19 protein-coding genes are annotated in these 20,676 nt (G+C 61.6%); 13 read left to right on the forward strand and 6 right to left on the reverse strand.

Features of this window, described 5'->3' with window-relative positions; translation table 11 throughout:
* Positions 1-82 precede the first annotated feature (82 nt).
* The gene (locus P3T43_RS19810) at positions 83-1,177 is read right to left on the reverse strand and encodes an MBL fold metallo-hydrolase (RefSeq protein WP_429282736.1); all 1,095 of its coding nucleotides are present in this window, start codon (positions 1,175-1,177) and stop codon (positions 83-85) included.
* Between the two features lie 84 nt (positions 1,178-1,261).
* On the opposite strand from P3T43_RS19810, the gene P3T43_RS19815 reads away from it, so the two are divergent.
* The 3 genes from P3T43_RS19815 to msrA all read left to right on the forward strand — a co-directional run bounded on the left by P3T43_RS19815 (position 1,262) and on the right by msrA (position 4,776).
* On the forward strand, positions 1,262-1,876 hold the full coding sequence (locus P3T43_RS19815) for a TetR/AcrR family transcriptional regulator (RefSeq protein WP_429282737.1): 615 nt from the start codon (positions 1,262-1,264) through the stop codon (positions 1,874-1,876).
* Between the two features lie 276 nt (positions 1,877-2,152).
* Entirely contained in the window at positions 2,153-4,102 is a 1,950-nt protein-coding gene (locus P3T43_RS19820; RefSeq protein ID WP_429282738.1) for a putative bifunctional diguanylate cyclase/phosphodiesterase, read from the forward strand.
* Between the two features lie 170 nt (positions 4,103-4,272).
* On the forward strand, positions 4,273-4,776 hold the full coding sequence (gene msrA, locus P3T43_RS19825) for a peptide-methionine (S)-S-oxide reductase MsrA (protein WP_429282739.1): 504 nt from the start codon (positions 4,273-4,275) through the stop codon (positions 4,774-4,776).
* 113 nt (positions 4,777-4,889) lie between these two features.
* Here msrA and P3T43_RS19830 read toward each other — a convergent pair whose 3' ends face one another.
* Positions 4,890-5,456 (reverse strand): thioredoxin family protein, encoded by a 567-nt coding sequence (locus tag P3T43_RS19830; protein WP_429282740.1) that lies wholly within the window; start codon positions 5,454-5,456, stop codon positions 4,890-4,892.
* A gap of 200 nt (positions 5,457-5,656) precedes the next feature.
* On the opposite strand from P3T43_RS19830, the gene P3T43_RS19835 reads away from it, so the two are divergent.
* The 3 genes from P3T43_RS19835 to P3T43_RS19845 all read left to right on the forward strand — a co-directional run bounded on the left by P3T43_RS19835 (position 5,657) and on the right by P3T43_RS19845 (position 7,992).
* The gene (locus P3T43_RS19835; RefSeq protein WP_429282741.1) at positions 5,657-6,028 is read left to right on the forward strand and encodes a GFA family protein; all 372 of its coding nucleotides are present in this window, start codon (positions 5,657-5,659) and stop codon (positions 6,026-6,028) included.
* Between the two features lie 189 nt (positions 6,029-6,217).
* Entirely contained in the window at positions 6,218-7,249 is a 1,032-nt protein-coding gene (locus tag P3T43_RS19840) for an alpha/beta fold hydrolase (RefSeq protein ID WP_429282742.1), read from the forward strand.
* A 347-nt stretch (positions 7,250-7,596) separates the two neighbouring features.
* Entirely contained in the window at positions 7,597-7,992 is a 396-nt protein-coding gene (locus P3T43_RS19845) for a hypothetical protein (RefSeq protein ID WP_429282743.1), read from the forward strand.
* Positions 7,993-8,088: 96 nt separating this feature from the next.
* Here the strand turns inward: P3T43_RS19845 and P3T43_RS19850 are convergent, their stop codons facing one another.
* Both P3T43_RS19850 and P3T43_RS19855 read right to left on the reverse strand, forming a co-directional pair.
* Positions 8,089-8,490: a VOC family protein gene (locus P3T43_RS19850; protein WP_429282744.1), complete on the reverse strand. Its 402-nt coding sequence runs from the start codon at positions 8,488-8,490 to the stop codon at positions 8,089-8,091.
* 317 nt (positions 8,491-8,807) lie between these two features.
* A complete protein-coding gene (locus P3T43_RS19855) occupies positions 8,808-9,449 on the reverse strand; it encodes a TetR/AcrR family transcriptional regulator (protein ID WP_429282745.1) in 642 nt (213 codons plus the stop codon).
* Between the two features lie 201 nt (positions 9,450-9,650).
* On the opposite strand from P3T43_RS19855, the gene P3T43_RS19860 reads away from it, so the two are divergent.
* Positions 9,651-10,802 carry a serine hydrolase domain-containing protein gene (locus tag P3T43_RS19860; protein WP_429282746.1) on the forward strand — a complete coding sequence of 384 codons (1,152 nt, stop codon included), beginning with the start codon at positions 9,651-9,653 and terminating at the stop codon, positions 10,800-10,802.
* A gap of 89 nt (positions 10,803-10,891) precedes the next feature.
* Positions 10,892-11,386, forward strand: a complete 495-nt coding sequence (locus P3T43_RS19865; protein ID WP_429282747.1) for an NUDIX domain-containing protein — start codon at positions 10,892-10,894, stop codon at positions 11,384-11,386.
* Positions 11,387-11,435: 49 nt separating this feature from the next.
* Here the strand turns inward: P3T43_RS19865 and P3T43_RS19870 are convergent, their stop codons facing one another.
* The gene (locus tag P3T43_RS19870) at positions 11,436-11,774 is read right to left on the reverse strand and encodes a c-type cytochrome (RefSeq protein WP_429282748.1); all 339 of its coding nucleotides are present in this window, start codon (positions 11,772-11,774) and stop codon (positions 11,436-11,438) included.
* Between the two features lie 522 nt (positions 11,775-12,296).
* Between P3T43_RS19870 and P3T43_RS19875 the strand changes: the two genes are divergently transcribed.
* The 4 genes from P3T43_RS19875 (at position 12,297) to P3T43_RS19890 (ending at position 18,091) form a co-directional block, all read left to right on the forward strand.
* Positions 12,297-13,817 carry a CoA-acylating methylmalonate-semialdehyde dehydrogenase gene (locus P3T43_RS19875; RefSeq protein ID WP_429282749.1) on the forward strand — a complete coding sequence of 507 codons (1,521 nt, stop codon included), beginning with the start codon at positions 12,297-12,299 and terminating at the stop codon, positions 13,815-13,817.
* Between the two features lie 79 nt (positions 13,818-13,896).
* Positions 13,897-14,889: a DnaJ C-terminal domain-containing protein gene (locus P3T43_RS19880; RefSeq protein ID WP_429282750.1), complete on the forward strand. Its 993-nt coding sequence runs from the start codon at positions 13,897-13,899 to the stop codon at positions 14,887-14,889.
* 204 nt (positions 14,890-15,093) lie between these two features.
* Positions 15,094-17,691, forward strand: coding sequence for a DNA-binding protein (locus tag P3T43_RS19885; RefSeq protein ID WP_429282751.1), 2,598 nt, complete (start codon positions 15,094-15,096; stop codon positions 17,689-17,691).
* A 106-nt stretch (positions 17,692-17,797) separates the two neighbouring features.
* Complete coding sequence (locus P3T43_RS19890) at positions 17,798-18,091, forward strand: hypothetical protein (RefSeq protein WP_429282752.1); 294 nt, start codon at positions 17,798-17,800, stop codon at positions 18,089-18,091.
* Between the two features lie 33 nt (positions 18,092-18,124).
* On the opposite strand, the gene glgA is transcribed toward P3T43_RS19890, so the two are convergent.
* Positions 18,125-19,705 carry a glycogen synthase GlgA gene (glgA, locus tag P3T43_RS19895; protein WP_429282753.1) on the reverse strand — a complete coding sequence of 527 codons (1,581 nt, stop codon included), beginning with the start codon at positions 19,703-19,705 and terminating at the stop codon, positions 18,125-18,127.
* A 500-nt stretch (positions 19,706-20,205) separates the two neighbouring features.
* Between glgA and P3T43_RS19900 the strand changes: the two genes are divergently transcribed.
* Entirely contained in the window at positions 20,206-20,499 is a 294-nt protein-coding gene (locus P3T43_RS19900; RefSeq protein WP_429282754.1) for a hypothetical protein, read from the forward strand.
* Positions 20,500-20,676: the final 177 nt, after the last annotated feature.

A 20,676-nucleotide genomic window follows, 5' to 3' on the forward strand; every position in this document is an offset into this window, starting at 1 on the left:
CGTTTCAAGCTTCCGCAAAAGTCGTGGGCGTGACGTTTCCTTCAAGGTGCCGGCGCAGGTAAGGCTTGGCGTATCGGCTAGGTCACGTGGGCAGCGAATTCAGGCTGTAACTGCCCGCGGCGGCGGGATTGCGCCACCAGCGCTCGCCGCGATGCGGTGCGGCCAAATCCAGCCGCTCGCCCATGCGCGGTGTGGCGAGCGGAATGCCGCGCGCCGTGGTGAGGCCCGTCACGCGCTCGAACGGCTCCTGCCAGCGATGCATCGCCAGATCGAAGGTCCCGTTGTGCACCGGCATGAGCCAGCGGCCGCGCAGATCGACGTGCGCCTGCACGGTTTGTTCGGGCTGCATATGAACGTAGGGCCATTGGGCGTCGTAGGCGCCGGTTTCGAGGAAGGTCACGTCGAACGGTCCAAAGCGCTCGCCGATGGCCTTGAAGCCGTCGAAGTAACCGGTGTCGCCACTGAAGAAAACCCGCAGATCGTCATCGATGATGACCCACGAGGCCCACAAGGTACTGTTACCGTCGAACAGGCTGCGGCCGGAGAAATGCTGAGCCGGCGTCGCCGTGAAGGCGAGGCCGTCGATCTCCGTGCCCTGCCACCAGTCAAACTGACGCACCTTCGACGCATCGATACCCCATTCGATCAACCGGTCGCCGACACCCAGCGGCGTCAGAAACACGCCAGTTTTGCCGGCGAGAGCAAGCACGGTCTCATGGTCGAGGTGGTCATAGTGATCGTGCGACAGAATCACGCCGCGCAGTGGCGGCAGGTCGTCGAGCGCAATGGGCGGCGCATGAAAGCGCTTGGGACCGAAGCGGCGGAATGGCGATGCACGTTCCGCGAAAACCGGGTCGGTCAGCCAGAACTGGCCACGCAATTTGAGCAGCATCGTCGAATGCCCGAGACGGAACAGACTGCGGTCGGGCGCTACATCCAGCTGCGCGCGCGTCAGCGTATCGACAGGGAGTGGGTTGGCGGGCGCGGTGCCGTCCGGCTTCCTGAACAGGACATTCCACGCAATCCTCAAGGTCTTGCCGAATCCCTCCACGGGACGCGGTTTGACGTTGCGAAAGCGCTCGCTGTCATGCTGGGCCGACGCGCCAAACGATGCACGCCCACGTTGCGCGGCTGTCAGGCCCAACACGCGGCGGATGGATTCGGTGAACAGGGTCATGTCTGGCGTTCCGATACACAAAGTAGACTGTTCAGTGTAGTTTATCCTGAAAAAAAGTAAACTGCATGGTGTAAAATTTTACCTATGGATGCCATTGATACCCGTCTCCGTCTGACCGACCGCAAGCGCGCCGCCATCATCGGCGCGGCCATCGAAGAATTTCTCGCGGCCGGCTTCGACGCCACCAGCATGGACCGCGTCGCCGCCCGCGCGAGCGTTTCCAAGCGGACGGTCTACAACCATTTTCCGAGCAAGGAAGCGCTGTTCGCAGCGATTCTGCGGCAGTTGTGGGATTCGAGTGATGCCGGTGAGGCTCCCGTTTATTCGTCATCGCAACCGTTGCGGGGGCAACTGCTCGAGCTGTTGTTAAAAAAGCTGGCTCTCCTGAACAACGAGGCGTTCCTGTCGCTTGCGCGCGTGGCGATCGCCGCGGGCATTCATTCGCCGGAACGGGCCCGCGACATGGTGGCGCGCATGGGCGAGCGTGAAGAGGATCTGACGGTATGGATCCGCGCGGCCGCTGCCGACGGCCGTCTCAAGACTGCGGACCCGGTCTTCGCCTCGCTGCAATTGCAAGGCCTCGTGAAAGGCTTCGCGTTCTGGCCGCAGGTGACAATGGGCCAGCCGCCGCTTGGCAAAGCCGAGCAAAAGCAGATTGCAGAATCGGCCGCCGACATGTTTCTGGCGCGCTACGCCTGACTGACATCCACGCAACGCCCGACATTCAGTTCAGCGTCGAAGGACGCCGCGAGCGTCGTTTACGCGCGCTCGTCGCCGCCTGATCCGTAATCTATTGCGTACGCCTGCAAAGAAAAAAGACTTTGTAGGCTGATGGGCATGTCTCGCAGGCATACGCGATCACAAAGACAGACGTCCAGCCCTTCAGCACGCCAAATTAACCTGATGATTGGCGTTTACGTAATAATTGCGGCACACGTCGGGTCCGATCCACTCACCATCGAAGATGCGCAGGTCATGGCTTTTAGCGAACCAAGGTCGCCGTTTTTCAAGTGGATCGTCTCCTCCACCCAACATCTGAGTGCTGATAATCGGCAAGTATTACTTGCTAATCTGTTCACGCGAACGGCGTCCATCGTATTCGCGTCGGTCTGCGAAATCAGTGTCTGCGCGACCGCGCTTTACCTCTATCCGAGCCGCCACCTCTACGCGTTTTGGGTCAGCGCAGTCGTCGCATTGCTGCTTGCCCGCCTGAGCCTGATCTATATCTGTTGCAAACGGAGCGCGCGCGGACAGCCTACGCCCACCTCGGCATTCCTCTTCGCCAGCATCCTGTGGAGCGCGGTGTTCGGCTTCGGCAGCCTGCTGTGCAATATCAGCGGCGAACCCGCGCTGTTTCTGCTCGGCAACGTGTGTGCGGTGGGGGTCATCGGCGGGCTGGCTGGGCGCAATGCGGGCACGCCTCGTCTCGTGCTGATCCAGATCACGTTCATTCTCGGCCTGCTGGGCCTAGGGGCGGCACTCTCTCCCGGTTCGGGCAAGCTGGTTCTGTTGTTCGAGGCGCCGTTCTGCGCGGCGGGCTTTTTCACGGTTGCCGTGCGTAGCAACCGCGACACCGTTGCATTGCTGACGGCACGCGAAAACAGCCATCGCCTGGCGCGTCACGACAGTCTCACGGGGCTGCCCAATCGCGCGCGTATCAGCGAGCTCCTGCTGGAGCGAACCGAGGCCGACTATGCGCGCGCAGAGCAATCATTCGCGGTACTCCTGATCGATCTCGACGGCTTCAAGGCGATCAACGATAGCCTGGGTCACGCCGCCGGCGATCAGATTCTCGAGGAAGCGGCGATCCGGCTGCATGAAATACTGCCCGGCGGCGATCTGGTCGGACGTCTCGCTGGCGATGAGTTCGTGGCCATTTCCGATGGCGATGCGCAGGTTAATGATGTTCGCGCGCTGGCGGCGCGTATCGTCAAGACCTTGGCGCATCCGTTCGCGCTGACCGAAGCACGTGTGCATATCGGCGCGAGCGTCGGGATTGCGCTTTATCCGGAGCATGGAAGAACCGGGCCGCAATTGCTGATCTGCGCGGATCGCGCCTTGTACGCGGTCAAGCGCAACGGCAAGAGTGCGTTTGCGGTATTCGACGCGGACAAGCATGCGTCCGATGAGAGTTTGAGCCTTCTGCGCAGCGACCTCGAAGGCGCGATGCAGTCGTTTAGCGGTCTGCGGATGGAATATCAGCCGATCTTCGATCTGAGCGACGGCACCATTTCGGGCCGCGAGGCCCTGCTTCGCTGGACGCATCCGACGCGTGGCGAATTGTCTCCGCTGGCCTTCATTCCAACCGCCGAGCGTACCGGTCTCGTGCTTGCGTTGGGCGAGTGGGCGCTGCTGCAATCCTGCACCGAGGCCGCTGCATGGCGTGAACCGGTTGCGGTGGCAGTCAACGTGTCGCCTGTGCAGTTGCGCGAGGAATCGTTCGCCGCGTCGGTCGCATCGATCCTTCGGAAAACGAAGTTACCGCCGGAGCGGCTGAATATCGAGGTCACCGAATCCGTGCTGCTGAGCGACGACGCCGCGACCCGGCGTAACGTCGCCCAACTCCGTTCGCTGGGCGTCGCGCTGTCGCTCGATGACTTTGGAACCGGCTTTTCGACCATGTCGACGCTGGTGCGATTTTCGTTCGACAAGCTCAAGATCGACAGTTCGTTCGTCGTGGATGCGGTTCATCGGCGCGAATCCGCCGCCGTGGTGCGGGGCATCGTGGCTTTGGCGCGGGAAATGGGCATGCCGACCACGGCGGAAGGCATCGAGACACCGGAGCATCTGGAATTCGTGCGCGCCTGCGGATGCACGCACGGCCAAGGCTTTCTGCTCGGAAAGGCCGAGCGGGCGGACGAGATTGCGCGCCTTGAAGAAAGCTTCGCTGAACCGCATATCGACAAGGGGCAGGTCGTCGGTTAGCGGAATGAACACCGCCCGGGGACTTCTGCGAATCGAGTCGATTTCTGGCATGCTGCCGGGAACGCCGGGACACTCGCCCCCCGCCGCGCCCATCGCGCCGAAAGGCGAGCTCACTCACTTACGATTCTTGCATTCAGCAGAGTCACACCACTGATGGAGATGAACGAATAATGACGACGCAAACCGAAACCGCGATTCTGGCCGGCGGGTGCTTCTGGGGCATGCAGGATCTGCTGCGACGCTATCCGGGCGTGCTCACCACGCGGGTCGGCTACACGGGCGGCGACGTACCCAATGCCACCTACCGCAATCACGGCACGCACGCAGAGGGCATCGAAATCGTCTTCGACCCGAGCCAGATCAGCTATCGTCAGATTCTGGAGTTTTTCTTCCAGATTCACGACCCGTCAACCGCGAACCGTCAGGGCAACGACATTGGTACGAGCTACCGCTCGGCCATTTTCTATCTGAACGACGAGCAGAAGCAGGTGGCCCTGAACACCGTGGCCGATGTCGATGCATCCGATTTGTGGCCGGGCAAGGTCGTCACGGAAATCGTTGCGGCGGGCCCGTTCTGGGAAGCCGAGCCGGAACATCAGGACTACCTGGAACGCCTCCCCAACGGGTACACGTGCCACTTCATCCGGCCAGACTGGAAATTGCCCGCTCGTTAAGCCAGCGCATCGGGTCGGACCATTGAACCTTCGACCCGATCAATCAAGTCCGCAACGGTGCTAAACCCGCGCGGACTTTCTCAGGAAAACGCCCGGATACGTCGCGATCCGGATTACGCTTTTTCCGCCAGCAGCGCCTTGATCTTTGCTTCAGTCTGGTCGTAGTCACCTTCGCCAAAGTGCGTGTAGACGACGTTCCCTTTCTTGTCGACCAGATAAAACGCCGGCCAATACTGATTGTCGTAGGCGCTCCACGTTGCGTAGTGATTGTCCTGTGCTACGGGGTACGTAATGCCAAGATGCTTGATGGCCTTCTGGACGTTGTCCGTATCGCGCTCGAACGAATACTCGGGCGTGTGGACGCCGACCACCACCAGGCCCTGGTCCTTGTATTTTTGATTCCAACTTTCGACATACGGCAGCACGTGAATGCAGTTAATGCACGTGTAGGTCCAGAAATCGACCAGCACGACCTTACCGCGCAACTGCTGCATGGTCAGCGGATCGCTATTGAGCCATTTGTCGATACCTGTGAAGTTCGGTGCTGGCTGGTTGATGGCGGGAGCAGAACCATCATCGGAAACAGGGCTTGTAACGAAGCCTGCGATGGCTGCGGCGCTGCTTGCCACTGCGACGACAGCGAGCGCAACGGTCACGGTGGTCTTGAGTCGGGAGAACATGTCAGAGTCCTTTAGAGGGAGCCGGGCGGGCATTGCGGTGATGAGCGATGACTGCATTGGAACGCCCGTTCGTATCTGGCATATGTCGCTGAGGCCCTCCGGTGCAATGTTTTGTATCGGGACAATGCCCAGATACATTGCGATACAAAGCGCCGCGCGTACCAGGCTATAAAGCTCCCATTCCTACTGCGGAGAACACCATGAGCACCGAACTGCTGCACGGATCCTGTCACTGCGGGAGCGTGAAATTCGAAGTCCGTACCGCCGTCGAACCTGCTACGCGCTGCAATTGCAGCCTGTGCCGTCGCAAGGGCGCGTTGATGAGTCCGACGTTCGCGGCAGGCGAGCTAAAAATCCTGAGCGGCGAAGATTCGTTGACCTTGTACCAGTTCAATACACGCACGGCGAAGCACTACTTCTGCAAGCATTGCGGCATTTATCCGTTTCACCAGACGCGCAAGGATCCACAGCTTTGGCGCGTCAACCTCGGTTGCCTCGAAGGCGTGGACCCATACGCGCTAACGGCTGAGGTGGCCAACGGCGCCAGCTTGTCGGTCGTGGAAGACGCATGAGGCGGCGCGCGTCTTCTTCCGGCTGCGTAAGCCGGATAGTCGAGAGGACGTCTGCTGGAAAAGGTCTTTTTTCAGGCTGGAAATAATGAAGGCCGCTCAATCGCTGTTGCTCGCTACAACGGTTGCGCTGCCGGTGATGTCGTTTGCACAATCGAAAAACTGTGGCGCAATCTTTAAGGAGAATCGGCCATGACGGAAGAGATCAATACGCGCCGGCGTCGTCTGCTGGGGACGACCGTAGCGGGCATCGGCTTGCTGGAACTGGGCTTGAGCGGACTTGCCCACGCGCAATCGAACGACACGAAAGCTGCCACCCGCGTGGCTTCGTTCGATACGATTCGCCAGATCAATGCAGGAACACTGAATATCGGCTATGCCGAAGCCGGGCCGCAGAACGGACCGGTGGTCATTCTGCTGCACGGCTGGCCTTACGATATTTACAGCTTCGCTGAAGTGACGCCAATCCTGGCGGCCGCCGGCTATCGGGTCATCGTGCCGTATCTGCGCGGCTTCGGCTCGACGCGTTTCCTGTCCACGGATACGCCGCGCAACGGGCAGCAGTCGGTTGTCGCCGTCGACGTCATTGCGTTGATGGACGCATTGAAAATCGACCAGGCGATTCTTGGCGGCTTCGATTGGGGCGCGCGTACGGTCGATATCGTGGCGGCGCTGTGGCCGCAACGTGTCAAGGGCATCGTCTCGGTGAGCGGATATCTGATCGGCAATCAGGCAGCAGGCAAGGCGCCGCTTCCGCCGAAGGCCGAACTGCAGTGGTGGTATCAGTTCTATTTCGCAACGGAGCGTGGCTACGAGGGTTATCAAGCGAACCGCCACGACTTCAACAAGCTGATCTGGCGTCTCGCGTCGCCCAAGTGGAATTTTGACGATGCGACCTTCGACCGTACGGCTGAGTCGTTCAACAACCCGGATCATGTCGCCGTGGTGATTCACAACTACCGCTGGCGCATGGGACTGGCCCAGGGCGAGTCGCAATACGATTCGCTCGAAGCGCGTCTGGCAACCGGGCCCGCCATCTCGGTTCCGTCCATCACGATGGAGGGCGACGCCAACGGCGCACCGCATCCGGAACCGGCAGCGTATGCGAAGAAGTTCACGGGCAAGTATCAGCACCGGAACATCGACGGCGGTGTCGGGCATAACCTTCCACAGGAAGCGCCGAAGGCATTTGCGCAGGCTATTGTCGACGTGGTGCGTCTCTAACCGGACTGCGACCGCAAGAGAGCAGTGCGACGCTGCTCTCTTTACCTGTAGCGCAAGGCGTAGTTAAGACCGCTAACGGTCATGTGGCGATTCTGCAGCAGCGGCCAAGGCGACGCTTTGGCCGCTGCCAGCCATTGATCTGGCTAGCGTGACACCTCCGTACAGGACGCATATATCTCACGCACCGGTTGGCAACGTCCGTAGACGGTGCTCTTCCTGTAAGGGCGAGCCCGGGTAGAAAAGTGTCCGAAAGCGGGCTAGATTGCCGTTTGAAATCAGAGCCGCGAATAAGCAGCATGCCGGCGATCCAGCAGGACGACAGCAGGTCTTCTGAACGAGGAGAACGCATGGGCACGCAATTGAGCCATCGCTGCAAAACCTCGCTGTACCGTTTGATGTTCGGCCACGCGCAAGCCGAAAGTATTGTGTTCCTAATGGCCGCCAGTCGCGATGCCGCGCGAAAAGAGGCGACTGATGCGCTGGCGGCGATTCATAACATCGCACCCGACAACGTATGTCTCTACAACCTCATCTCGTTCCGCGAACTGGTCGAGAGCGGCGTCAGCGAAGATGAGGACTTGCGCGTCTTCGAAGTGACCCGGGAAGGTCCCGACGTGAGCGCATGGGCGGAGCATCCGCTTTTCCTGACCGACGATGCCAGCTTGCTCGGCAAGTGGGCGGAGCTATACGCGGACCTCGCGCGGGAACTGGCTGCCAGCGCGATCAATCGCGCCCGGCGTTGAGACTTGACCTTGCGTCCGTAAAGTCCCGCTGCAAGATGGAAAGCAGAAGCGCGACAGACGTCGCGCCCGTTTTCTCATTGATCGCCGGAAGCCCTTTTAGAACAGCTTTTGCCAATGATCCTGCTGGCGCATATCTGCGCGCGTGTTGATTTCGATCAGGACGCCTCCTGGCGAACGACAAAAGAAACGCGACCCGCGCGAGTTGTTGTAGACCTCCGTCTCCATACGGACGCCGCCTTCCATGAATTCCTTGTAAAGGACATGGACGTCAGCCAGACTCTCGACCTCCAGGCCAAAGTGAAAGTTTTTGGGCCAAACCGGCACTTCCTCCGTAACGTGCTCCAGAACGATGTCGAAACCATTCCTTTTGAGCAGACAGCTCTGCCCGGCTGCAACGATCTCGCAGCCGAGGTATTTTTCAAAAAATGCAGCTGTCTCGGCGACGTTGGTAGTCGGGAAGCTTAGATGGTTCAGCTTCGCGTCTTGACGAAGGTTCATGATAGCTCTCGCAGAAAGGTTGAAATGGGCTGTAGTGGAGTCGGTCAGTGACGCAGCCGCTTTGCGGCAGTGCAGATTGAGTCACCGTCCACAGAAGTCATTTTGCGAGTAATTGCTCGATTTTAAAACTCGCATTGGGCGTGCGCTATGTCTGCGCGGTTCGACTCGCGAGTGAAGGGGTTGCTGGTTCGATGCGGTAACGATATGAACAATTACTCGCATTTTTGAAGCGCCCGCGAGGGACTGGACTCGACATGCCAGCGGCACAGAAGATGTGCGGCGATGGCGGCAGCGCTTTCCCGCGTCCCATGCGCCGTCTATTTCCTGAGTTTTGATTTTTCGGGCTGACGGTCCGCGATCCCGAGGTATCCGAACAAGGCACGGCCGATACGGGCCTCCAGCGCAACACGGTCCACTTCGCCACGCTCTCCGGCGGCGTCGGTCAAGGCACGTACGATGGCGAGAAGGTCATCCACCGCTATTTCCGTGTTCGGCTGCGGCGGGATATCGTCATGGGCAAGAATCTGCTGGATCAACTCGGCAAAGGCGCCTTTGCCTTTCGCGAGTTCCTTGGCGATAGCAGGACGGTTCTCCTCGAAATCGAGCGCGCGCGCAAGTACGGGACGACGCAGTTGCTGGTGGACGGAGACGGCAATCAGGTACTTTAATGCGCGCTGACCGGATGCCTGGCCCAGCGCAGCTTTAGCCTCCGCGAGGAACATGGCATGCTCACGCTTGCTCAGGGCAACGATAATGGCGTCTTTGCCAGGAAAGTACTGATACAGGGTGCCGACGCTAACGCCCGCGCGCTGTGCAACGAGATTGGTGTTCAGGCCGTCCATGCCTTTGCTTTCGAGCACGCGCGCCGCGGCCTCCAGAATCGTGGCAACGGTTTGTTCGGCACGGGATTGCTGGGGAATTTTTCGCGGCTTTAATGATTGACGTCGATTCGTCGCCATGATGTGGCCTGCTAAAAAGCGAGTATTGACTCGGATTCTACCGCGGAGTGAACCTTGCGCGGCACAGGGGCCCGGCGCTACCACGGTGTGATGCCCCGCATAGCCGCACATTGGTGCAAAATGGCGCGACCCGTACTGCGGGCGACGCGACGTGACGCAACGCGGCGTACGGACTTCCCACCACGAACGCAGGAGGCACGCATGAGTTTTGACGGTTCTGCCATCAAGGCGCTGCTGGACGATGCAGTTTCGAAGAGCGCTATCCACGGCGTTGCGGCGGCAGTCGTGGACCGCAGCGGCGTGCTGTTCCATCACGCGGCAGGCGAAGCGACCCAAAACACGATGTTCCGCAATGCCTCGATGACGAAGGCCGTCGCCACGACGGCGGCACTCCAGTTGGTGGAAAAGGGGCTGTTGAGCCTCGATACCACGGTCGAATCGGTTTTGCCGGAGTTCGGCCAGTTGCAGGTGCTGGATGGCTTCGATGGCGACGAGCCACGCCTGCGCGCGCCTGCCAGCAAGGCCACGATCCGGCAACTGATGACACATACCGGCGGCGCGGGTTACTTCTTCCTCAATGAGAAGTTAAAGCGCTATCACGAGTTGACCGGCGAGCCTCATCCTTTGACGGGACTCAAGCGCAGTCTTCACGCGCCGCTTGTCAACGATCCTGGCACTGCCTGGGAATACGGCACCAACACGGACTGGCTCGGGATGGTTGTCGAGAAACTATCCGGACAAAGTTTGGGAGACTACCTCAAGCAACATGTCTACGGTCCGCTGGGAATGAGCGACTCGACCTTCGCGCCGAGCGCGGAGCAGCGCGGCCGGTTGCTCCGCGTGATGCAGCGCCAGGCGAACGGCAAGCTCGTGCCTTCAGACATCGATTTGCCGGCGGTTTCCGAATGGGATGCGGCCGGCCACGGTTCGTACGGCACCGTGCAGGACTACGGTCGCTTCCTGAAGGCCTGGCTCAACGATGGTGCTGGCATCCTTGAGCCGGCAACCGTGCGCATGGCGCTGCAAGACCATCTCGCGCCGATCACGCTTCCCGAGGCAATGAAGCCTACGGTGCCCGAACTGTCGAACGAGGTGCCTCCATCGCCGGCGCCGCAGAGTTGGGGGCTAGGCTTCTGCCTGACGCTTGCGGACCTGCCGGGCATGCGTAGCCGCGGCACCGCCGACTGGGCCGGCATCTTCAACTCCTTCTACTGGTTCGACCGCTCGAGCGGCATCGGCGGGGTGCTGATGACACAGATCCTGCCGTTCTTCGACATGCCTGTGATCGAAACGTTGATCGGCTTCGAGACTGCGGTGTACCAGCAGGTGGGCGCGGCCGTACCGGCTGCGTGACGGCGCAATGAGTGACGCTGAACGACCCACGCCACACTAACTCGATGCCCAGGAAGACCCGCTGACCATGAAAGGAAAGGATCAACCTCATGCCGAGCCCTGAGCGAGTGCGACGGGGCACGCTTCTCGACGCTGTCTGGCGCGTTGTGCTGCGGGTCGGATTCCGCTTCGCTCGGGCGTGGTGGCACCTTCGACGGCCTCGCCACGAGGGCGCGCTCGTCGCAATCTATGTCGGGCAGGCGCTGTTGCTGGTGAAGTCGTCGTACCGCAGCGAATGGAATTTTCCCGGCGGCAGCATCCATCCCGGTGAAGCGCCTGACGCCGCCGCGCAGCGCGAAATGGACGAGGAGATCGGACTGCCGTCGTGCGCGTTACGGCCTGCGGGCCGCGTCTGCGGCAATTGGGACGGGCGAAGAGATCGGGTGTATTTCTTTGAACTGCATCTCGATCGCCTGCCCGAATTGCGGCTTGATAATCGCGAGATTATCGCTGTGCATCTGGCGTCGCCGGAGGAGTTACAGGGTATTGCGCTGACGGGGCCGGTTGTTGAGTATCTCGCGTCGAAACGGAGCGAGCGGGTTTAGCCGTCTATTACGCAGCGATGCCGTGTCGAAATTGCCGGGCCGCACCCGTTCACTGGGTCAATAGCCACTGAGCGACGGTTTGTGCATCGTCGGGCGAAAGCGGATCGGGGCGGTCCGCGACCGGCATCGCTATGTCGCCCCAATGGGCCGGCCCTTCAAGAGACAGTTTCCGCGCGAGTGCGGAGCCCGCACCCGGTACCTGGCGATAGTGTTGCGCGATCTGCGGGAACGAGGGCGCAAGACGCGGCGCCTCGGTCGTGTGGCAGAACATGCAATGCTGTTCGTCGACCAGCGCGGCGGCTTCGGGGTGAGCGAACGCGTCACCGTTTTTCACCAGCGCGGCGGCGACCAACGCCATTATCAAACATAGTTGTGTCCGGCTTTTCATGAGACGTGCTCCGTCTCTGGCTGCGTTCGAAGCCGGAGCGCGTCACGTTCCGCTTCAAGCGCAGCGGATTACGAATCGACGATAACCCACTCCACCCCGGACCTATCAGTCGTGTTCGGGGATGCAGTGAATTCTGGGCGATTTTCCCCACAAAAACAGCATGGTGCGGGGCAATTCAATTGTGCGCTTCGGTCAACCGTGCGGCGGCTACAAGCCTGCATCGTTGCCTGGCGGACACAAGCGCGAGGCAGTGAGTGCCGTGTGGAAAAAGTGAGCAACCCTTAGGAATATTTCACCCACCCTTCCAGGTCGCGCGGCGACGCGGCGTGCCTTGCTTGACGCACTAATCTGTCTGATCTGATGCGGCAAACCACCTGAGCTGCCGTGGGGAAAAACGTCGCGCGCCCCGTAGCGTTGCGGTTCGACAGCACCCAACGCCGAGCGTAGTCTGCATGACGAGGCGTGGCGTGAGCGACGGCGAACAGCGCTGCAGCAACGCCCTTATTCCCTATTGGAGGACCTATGAGCGAAGCAGATCAAGGCGCCGCGCGCGTACGCGAACTCAGTCATTTCATCGACGGTCGACGTGCTGCCGGCACGAGCGGGCAGTTCGCCGACGTGTACGATCCGGCGCTAGGCCGGATATCGGCGCGTGTGCCGGTTGCCAGTACCACTGAAGTGGCCGCCGCCGTCGCTGCTGCGAAAGCTGCGTTTCCAGCGTGGAGCGAAACCGCGCCGTTGACGCGCGCGCGTCTGATGTTCAAGTTCAAGGAATTGCTCGACGCGCACAGCGACGAACTCGCCGAACTTATTACGCTCGATCACGGCAAGCTGTTTTCGGACGCGAAGGGCGAAGTGGTGCGCGGCATCGAAATCGTCGAATTTGCGTGTGGCATCCCGACCCTGCTCAAGACCGAGTTCACCGATCAGATCAGCGGCGGCATCGACAACTGGAATCTGCGTCAGCCGCTCGGCGTTGCGGCGGGCGTCACGCCGTTCAATTTTCCGATGGTGGTGCCATGCTGGATGTTCGTGATGGCCGCCGCGTGCGGCAACACGTTCATCCTCAAGCCCTCGGAGCGCACGCCGTCGGCTTCGATCCGGCTTGCCGAACTGTTCATCGAAGCAGGCTTTCCGAAAGGTGTCTTCAATGTCGTGCATGGCAGCAAGCCGGTCGTCGATGCGCTGATCGACAACCCCGATGTCGTGGCGATGTCGGTCGTCGCCTCGACGCCGGTCGCCGAATACATCTATGGCGAATTTTCGAAGCGCGGCAAGCGCGTGCAAGCACTAGGGAGTGCGAAGAACCATCTGGTCGTGATGCCGGATGCCGATCTCGATCAAGCCGTCGACGCACTCATCAACTCAAGCTATGGCTCGGCCGGCGAGCGGTGCATGGCGACCTCGGTCGCGGTGGCGGTAGGACGGATTGGCGATGAACTGGTCGAGCGTCTCGTGCCGCGCGTGCACGCGCTCAGGATCGGCGGCGGCATGGAGCCCGATCTGGACATGGGGCCGCTCATCAGCGCCGCACATCGCACCAAGGTGCTGGGTTATATCGATGCAGGCGTCAAGGCGGGTGCCAAGCTCGTTGTGGATGGTCGTGGCCATGCCGTGGCGGGGCGCGACGGTTTCTTCCTGGGCGGCTCGCTGTTCGACGACGTCAAGCCTGATATGAGCATCTACCGGGAAGAGATTTTCGGGCCGGTGCTGTCGGTGGTTCGCGTGCCTGATCTCGCCAGCGCGATCGCCCTCGTCAATGCGCACGAACTGGGCAACTGCGTTTCGCTGTTCACGTCCGACGGCAACGCGGCGCGCTCGTTCTCCCGGCAGATTCACATTGGCATGGTGGGCATCAATATACCGAGCCCGGTGCCGCCGGCATGGCATTCGTTTGGCGGCTGGAAGCGCTCGCTGTTCGGCGATCATCACGCGTACGGCGAGGAAGCGGTGCGCTTTTACACGCACTACAAGAGCGTCATGCAGCGCTGGCCCGCCAGCACCTCCAAGGGCGCGGAATTCACGATGACGCAGCCCAAATAAGCCGCGCCGGGCGTGACGGGCCATCTCTCCGCTCCCTTCTTGATAGACTCGCGGTATCAGAAGGAGAGCGGGGAAACGGGTGGGTCTCGAGGAATATTACAAGCGACTGGAACTGCCGGGCACAGCGTCGCCGGCAGACGTCAAGCGCGCATACCGGCGGCTGCGGGCAAAGTACCATCCGGACCGCAACAAGGGGCGTGAAGCAACCGTCGAGCCGGCGTTCAAGCGGATTCAGGAAGCGTTCGAGATTCTGACCGGCAAACGCAAGCGGCCCGCGTCCAGCCCGGCGTCGACGTCGGCAGCGAGCGGCGAGCGCAAGCAGGAAGCCGCGCCGCCCGAGCACCGCAGCACGCCGCCAATGCGCGGCGCGAACTGCCTGGTCGAACTTTTCGTGCCGCTCGAAGCCGCCATTCATGGCGGCGACGTGGCCGCGTCCTACGCGGTGAACGGGCCGTGCCGCCCGTGTCAGGAAAAAGCCTCGGAATGCGTGCGCTGCTACGGTAGCGGCCAGACGGTGTCGGGCACGCGCTGCACTGCTTGTGCGGGCACCGGGCGGCCGCTGACCGGCGACCGGTGCCCCACATGTGCCGGCACGGGCATTGGAACCTACCGGATGCTGGAGACCGTCAAGGTTCCGGCGGGTGCGTGGGACGGCCAGCGTCTGGTCGTCGAAGGCGGCGGGCATCCTGGCGTAAATGGCGGTCCGGCGGGCGATGCCATCTTCTCGGTCGCGATCGTGTGTGACTCGAGCTGGCGCCGCAGCGGGCTGAATCTCGCGTGCGAGATTGAAGTCGATTTCTTGACGGCCACGCTCGGCGGCGCCTTCGCGACCCAGATCCTGGGACGCGCGCAAGAGATAACGATTGCACCCAACACGCAGCCGGGAAGTACGATCCGTTTGCGCGGGCATGGGCTGGCAGACCGCAAGGGCTCGCATGGCGATATGACGCTACACGTGGTGCTCGGGATGCCGGCAGCGGCGGCGCACTTGAGTTTCGACGACCGCCAGCGGTTACGCGAGATGTTTGCCGAAGCGGAGCGTCGCGGCGCCCGTACCTCAATATTTCCTTAAGACCGTCGTTAATACCAAGGTAGATTATCCGGTTCCATGGCGACGTTGGCGTTGGCGAGTCAAATCATCGACGAGCCAGCCGGCGTTCCAGATTACGCCCGCGACGGGCACCCATCATTTCCCTTTCAACGGCGCTTTCGCGCGACGTAGTAAGGTATCGGGGACTTTATCCTTCGCCAGGCCACACCGATTTTTGAGGCGCTTATGTCCAAAGACGCAGAGTTAATCACCGACGAGCTGGTCGCGGCCATTGCCGATCGCATGGTCGAAGCAGGCAAACGCGTGTCCCCCGTGACCATCTGGTCCGAGGCTCGTGGTGGTTCGCTGGTGGAGATCGTGGCGGCGCTCGAACGCTGGCGCGAAACGCGCCAGCCCCGAACGCCGGATCTGCAGGTCGAGACCGGCCTGCCTGAAGGACTTGCCGAAGCCATCATGAGCGCCGCGGGGCGCATCTGGACAACGTCCCAGGATGAAGCGGAGAAGGCATTCAATCCGCGCCTGACCGCAATGGGCGAGCGTGTCGAAGCCGCATTGGCAGAGCGGGACGAGGCGCTTGCCGAATTTCAAAGGCTGAATGACGAAATCGATGCAGGCCGCGAGCGGCTCGCTGCGTCGAACGATGCGCTGAACAGTTCGGAACTTATGGCCACACGTCTCGAAGCGGAACTCGCGACAGCGACTGGTCGGGCCGATGTGGCCGAGACACGCGAAGCCGATCTGGTGCAGCGCGTCGCGGTGATCGAGGCCGATCTGGAAACCACGCTGGCGGCGCTTGCGGAAGAGCGCAGGGCGCGCGACGAACTGCGCCTCGTCGTCGAGGGCAAGGACTTCGAGATCGCGCAACTGACGCTGGAGCGTGACGATTCGCGGCAGGAAGCGGCGTCGCAGCGCGATGCGTGCCGGGCGAAGTCGGAAGAGGTCGAGTGGTGGTCACAGGAAGCGGGTACGGTCACACTGCGTGCGCAGGCAGCCGAGGCGCGTGTCGAGGAGGTCACGCAGCGACTGGCGATGGCGGACGCCGGACTGGCAGCAGCGAACGTATCGCTCGAGGAAGAGCGTAGGGCGCGTGAAGAGTCGGCCACGCTAATCGCGGGCAAAAATGACGAGATCGCGCTGCTGCGCCAGGATCTGGATCACGCGCGGCAGGAAGTCGCGACACTGAGCGCCACCTGTCAAACGAGGTTGGAGGAAGTCGAAAAGTGGTCGCAGGAAGCCAACGCGGCCGCAACACGTGCGCAAGCGGCCGAATTTCGCGGCGAGGAACTCGCGCAACGTATCTCGGTGGCGGATAGCGATCTGGACGCGACCCGGGCCTCACTCGAAGATGCACGCAGGGCACGTGACGAATCGGCCACGCTGCTAGCAAGCAAAAACGACGAACTGGCGCGGCTTACGCAGGATTTCGACGGCGCCCAGCAACAGGTCGCAAGTTTGAGCGCCGCCTGCGATGCGAAGTCGGAAGAAGTTGAAAAGTGGTCGCAGGAGGCGAGCGCGGTCACTACACGGGCGCAGGCTGCGGAGATGCGCGTGGACGAACTCCTGCAACGCGCGTCGAGCGCACAGGCCGAGCTGGACGGCACCAGAACATCGCTTGACGAAGAGCGCAGCGCGCGTGAAGCGTTGGCAGCGACGCTTGCCGGCAAGAGCGACGAGCTCATTCGGCTCGCGCAAGAGCGTGACGAAGGATTGCAGCAGATTGCCAGCTTGAGCGATGCCAATCGCACGAAGGCTGACGAGGTCGAACGATGGTCGCTGGAGTCGAGCGCAGCCAACTCACGCGCTCAACTGGCCGAACAGCGCGTGGAGGAACTGCTGCACCGCGCGTCGGTAGACAACGCCAATCTGGAAACCACCAGGATCTCGCTTGAAAAAGCGCAGCGGGAGCGTGAAGCGCTGTCCGCGACGCTCGGAAGCAAAAGCGATGAGCTTGCGCAACTTATCCAGCAGCATGATGACGCGCGGCAACAGATCGCCATGCTAAGCAACACGTCCCAGGCGAAGTCCGAGGAAGTCGACAAGTGGACCCAGGAAGCGAGCGCGGCGAACTCACGCGCCCAAAACGCCGAGGCACACGCAAACGACAGCCTCACGCGCCTGGCCGCCCGGGAGGCGGAACTGGACGAAGCCCGCACGGCGCTGGCCGCCGAACATCAGACAGCCGCGACACGGCTTGCTGAAGCTTCGACGCAACGCGATGAACTGCAGCGCATCAGCCAGCAGCTCGACGCAACCCGCGAACAACTTGGCACGCTCAATGACGCGAAAGCAGCCGCGAGCGCCGAATTGACCCGCGTTTCTCAGGATGCCTCAGCAGCGAAGGAGCGGGCTGATGCCGCCGAACGGTACGCTGCCCAGTTGGCGCAACGCCTGGCAGAACTGGCTGAAGCCGCCGCACAGGACGCGCAAGGTGGTCCGCATCCAGGCGCCCGGGCGGATGATTCGGAGAGTGCAGAGGAAGTGGCGGTATTGCAGCGCCAGCTATCGGCCCAGACCAAAGCGCATGAAAAGGCGCTTAACGATCTGCGTAGTAATGCCGAACAATGGGTGGTTCACGCCAGAGATCTCAAACAACGACTGGGTCAGGCTGGCGAGAGGATGTTGTTCGTCGATGCGCGTAGCACGGGAGAAGTCGCGCTGGTGCGCAGGCTCGCATCGGAACTGGAACGCCTCAAGCCGGATCACGAATTGATATCCCGGGACGCACAGCAAAAACTGATCGCCGCGACGATGAGCCAGCAACTTGCCCAGAAGGGCTACCAGTATGACCCGGCTACCGCCGTCATGTCGAAGATAGATAGCTGAGGGGCCCACAAGCCGTCACCCTTGCAGGCGCGACGGCTCACGTGGGCCATGGAAGCGTCCCAGGCATTGTCCATGCTGCGGGTCCGTTATCCATGGGGGAATCGTCATGACCCGCGAACAGTTCGAAAACAATCTGGCTATGATTTTGCAGGACATCGCATTAGGCACGACTGCCGACCTGGCGAATCGCGCGGTTGCCTACTGGAACGGCCAGCGGGTGGTGTACGCGTACCTGCGGGACGACGGCAGCGGTGCGATTGCCGATGAATTCTGCCTCGCCGAAAACTGGAGCGAATGGCGCGAATGGCTCGACGAATGGATGGTCGAGCCGCTCTTCACCGTCCGTCCGGAGTTACAGGACGAGATTCTGCGCACGCCGTCTTCCGGCACGGATTCATAGACTCATAGCGTTGTCGCTTCGAGCTTCGGAGTGCTACCGGACGGCTGCGAGCGAATGATCGACGCTCGCGGTCATGGGCAGCAAGCCAGCACGAACTGTCTCGGCCGGAGCCACGGCCGGCTGCGGTCGCGGTGCGACCGGGCGTGCCTCCGTCAATTCGCAATACAGATCGACATAGCGTTTGACGGCTGCACCCCAACCCGAATCGCGGGTCATCGCATTGCGTTGCAGCGCGCGCCATAGCGACGGATTCCTGAATGCTTCGACCGCACGCGCCACGCCGCCAGCCACGTCGTCGACCGTTTCGCCCTCAAACAGGAAGCCGGTCGCGGCGCTTGTCTTGCCGAATTCGAGCGCGTAGTCGGAGATCGTGTCGGCGAGTCCGCCCACGCGCGAGGCGACAGGAATCGTACCGAAGCGCATCGCATACAGTTGCGTGAGCCCGCAGGGCTCGAAGCGGCTCGCATGCAGCAGCATGTCCGCGCCTGCATGAAGCCTATGAGCGAGCGTTTCGTCGTAGCCGATGTGGGTGCCCACGCGGCCTGGCCACCGTGCCGCGAGTGCCTGCATCTGGGCTTCGATTGGCGCATCGCCCTGACCGAGAACGGCGAACTGAAGCCGGTCGTGTCGAGCCAGCATGGTGGGGATGGCGTCGGCCACCACCTCTGCCAGTTTCTGCCCGGTCAACCGGCTACCGATGGCGACGAGCGGCACGAACGGCTCGCGGGCCAGCCCAAATGTCTGCTGCAGTGCGCGTTTACAGGCATATTTGCCGGCTACGTTGTCCGCGCAGTAAGGACTGGCGATCAACGGATCGGCAGATGGGTCCCACCGTTTCATGTCGATGCCGTTGGTGATGCCGTGGAGCTTATGCTCCTCTGCATTCAAGACCCCTTCCATGCGATGGCCGAAGCGGGGCGTCAGAATCTCTCTGGCGTACCGGTCACTCACGGTTGTCACACGTTCGGCGTGGACGATCCCCGCCTTGATGAGGCTGAGCGAATCGTAGAACTCGATGCTGCGCTCGTCGCTGAGCGCCGGCACCAGCAATTCAGGCGGCACGCCGATCCAGGCACCGGCGGCGAGCGGATAGTTGCCCTGAAACGCCAGATTGTGGATGGTGAAGACGCTGCGCGCCTGCACGCCTCCGAGTTTCATATAGAGGGGCGTGAGTCCGGCGTGCCAGTCGTGCGCATGAACGATGTCCGGCCGCCGGATGCCGCGCACGCCGCGTGCGATTCGCGCCGCCGCTGCCGCAAGCGATGCGAAGCGGACGAGATTGTCCACGTAGTCGCGGCCGTGCCGATCCTGATAGACGCCTTCGCGTGCATATAGATGGTCCATCCGCAAGAGCAGCACGGAAAGTCCCGTATCGGGCATGCAGGCGCGAATGATCTCGCCGTCGCCGCCTGGAAGTCCCGAAAGTTTCGCCACGCGGGTCGCGCCGAGTACCTGCTGGAGCGCGGCGGGATAGGCGGGCATGAGAATCGATGCGGCGACACCGGCGTCACAGAGAGCGGCACCGTAGGCGCTGACCATGTCAGCCAGTCCGCCAGTTTTTGCAAGGGGGGCCGCCTCGGAGGCGACCAGTAAGACGTTGAGCGGCGTCGGCATGGATAAAGATAGATCGGCGGTTGGGCATCAGTGGGTGCAGTGGCACCAGTCAAAACCGATGGTGTTTAGCAAGCGCTGTGCCCATTCGTATCTGACGCTCGACGGGCAAGCGAATCGGAGCAGCGCGAAGCGGGCAGAACACGGGTGCCGAGCCGCGCTGCGAAGGTCGGAATGGCGTCAATTGCTGTGCCGCGCAGGGCGTCAGGGGCTGCGGCCCGAGGTCGGTCGTCGAAATGCGGTTCGTCATCCGCGCTGTGGAGCGGGGTGCGTCCTTGCAATTCTCGTCCTTCCCTCATGACGCTTTCATGGCAACGCGCTGTGAAAGACCGCACGAATGTATAGCCGCTTTTACACACGCTTGCTTCGCGACATGTGAGGACGCGTCTTCTGCACTCAGCCTACCGTTTGATCAACGGCACAGCCCTTGCTGAATCTGGTCAGGCCTGCGCGCAATTCGACGCGCAGCCGCTCACAACCGGAGTGTCACTGAGGAGTAGGTCATGAAGATCCAGAAGGTGGTATTGATTTCGGCCTTATTGCTAGGCTCGAGCGTCGCGTTGGCGGCGGGTGGCGAAGGGGGGGCAGGCGCAGGTGGGAACGGCGGAGGGGGGAATGGTGGAGGTGGTGCGGGACCGAGCGGCACTGACCCGGCAATGAGCGCCGCCAGCGGCTCGGCGCCGAGCACCAAAACTCACACCATGAAGAAGACCCACAAGACCACGACCAAGGCAGCGAACGATACGGCCAACATGCCAGGTGCCGTTTCCGGCAGCGATGCGAAGGGCGGCAAGTGATCCTGAGGATTTAACGGGATCCTGCACGGATCCCGTTTCCAGATTTCCCGATACATGGTTTTGTCAGGAGCAGTCGCATGACAATCTCGGCTTGTCTCTAAGGGTTGATCGGAGTCAGGTGAAAGCCACTTTTGTTCTACCCTATATACGCGACCCGCAGGGAGTCCCGGGGCCTGC

Source organism: Paraburkholderia sp. GAS41, assembly GCF_050436545.1.
Classification (GTDB): domain Bacteria; phylum Pseudomonadota; class Gammaproteobacteria; order Burkholderiales; family Burkholderiaceae; genus Paraburkholderia.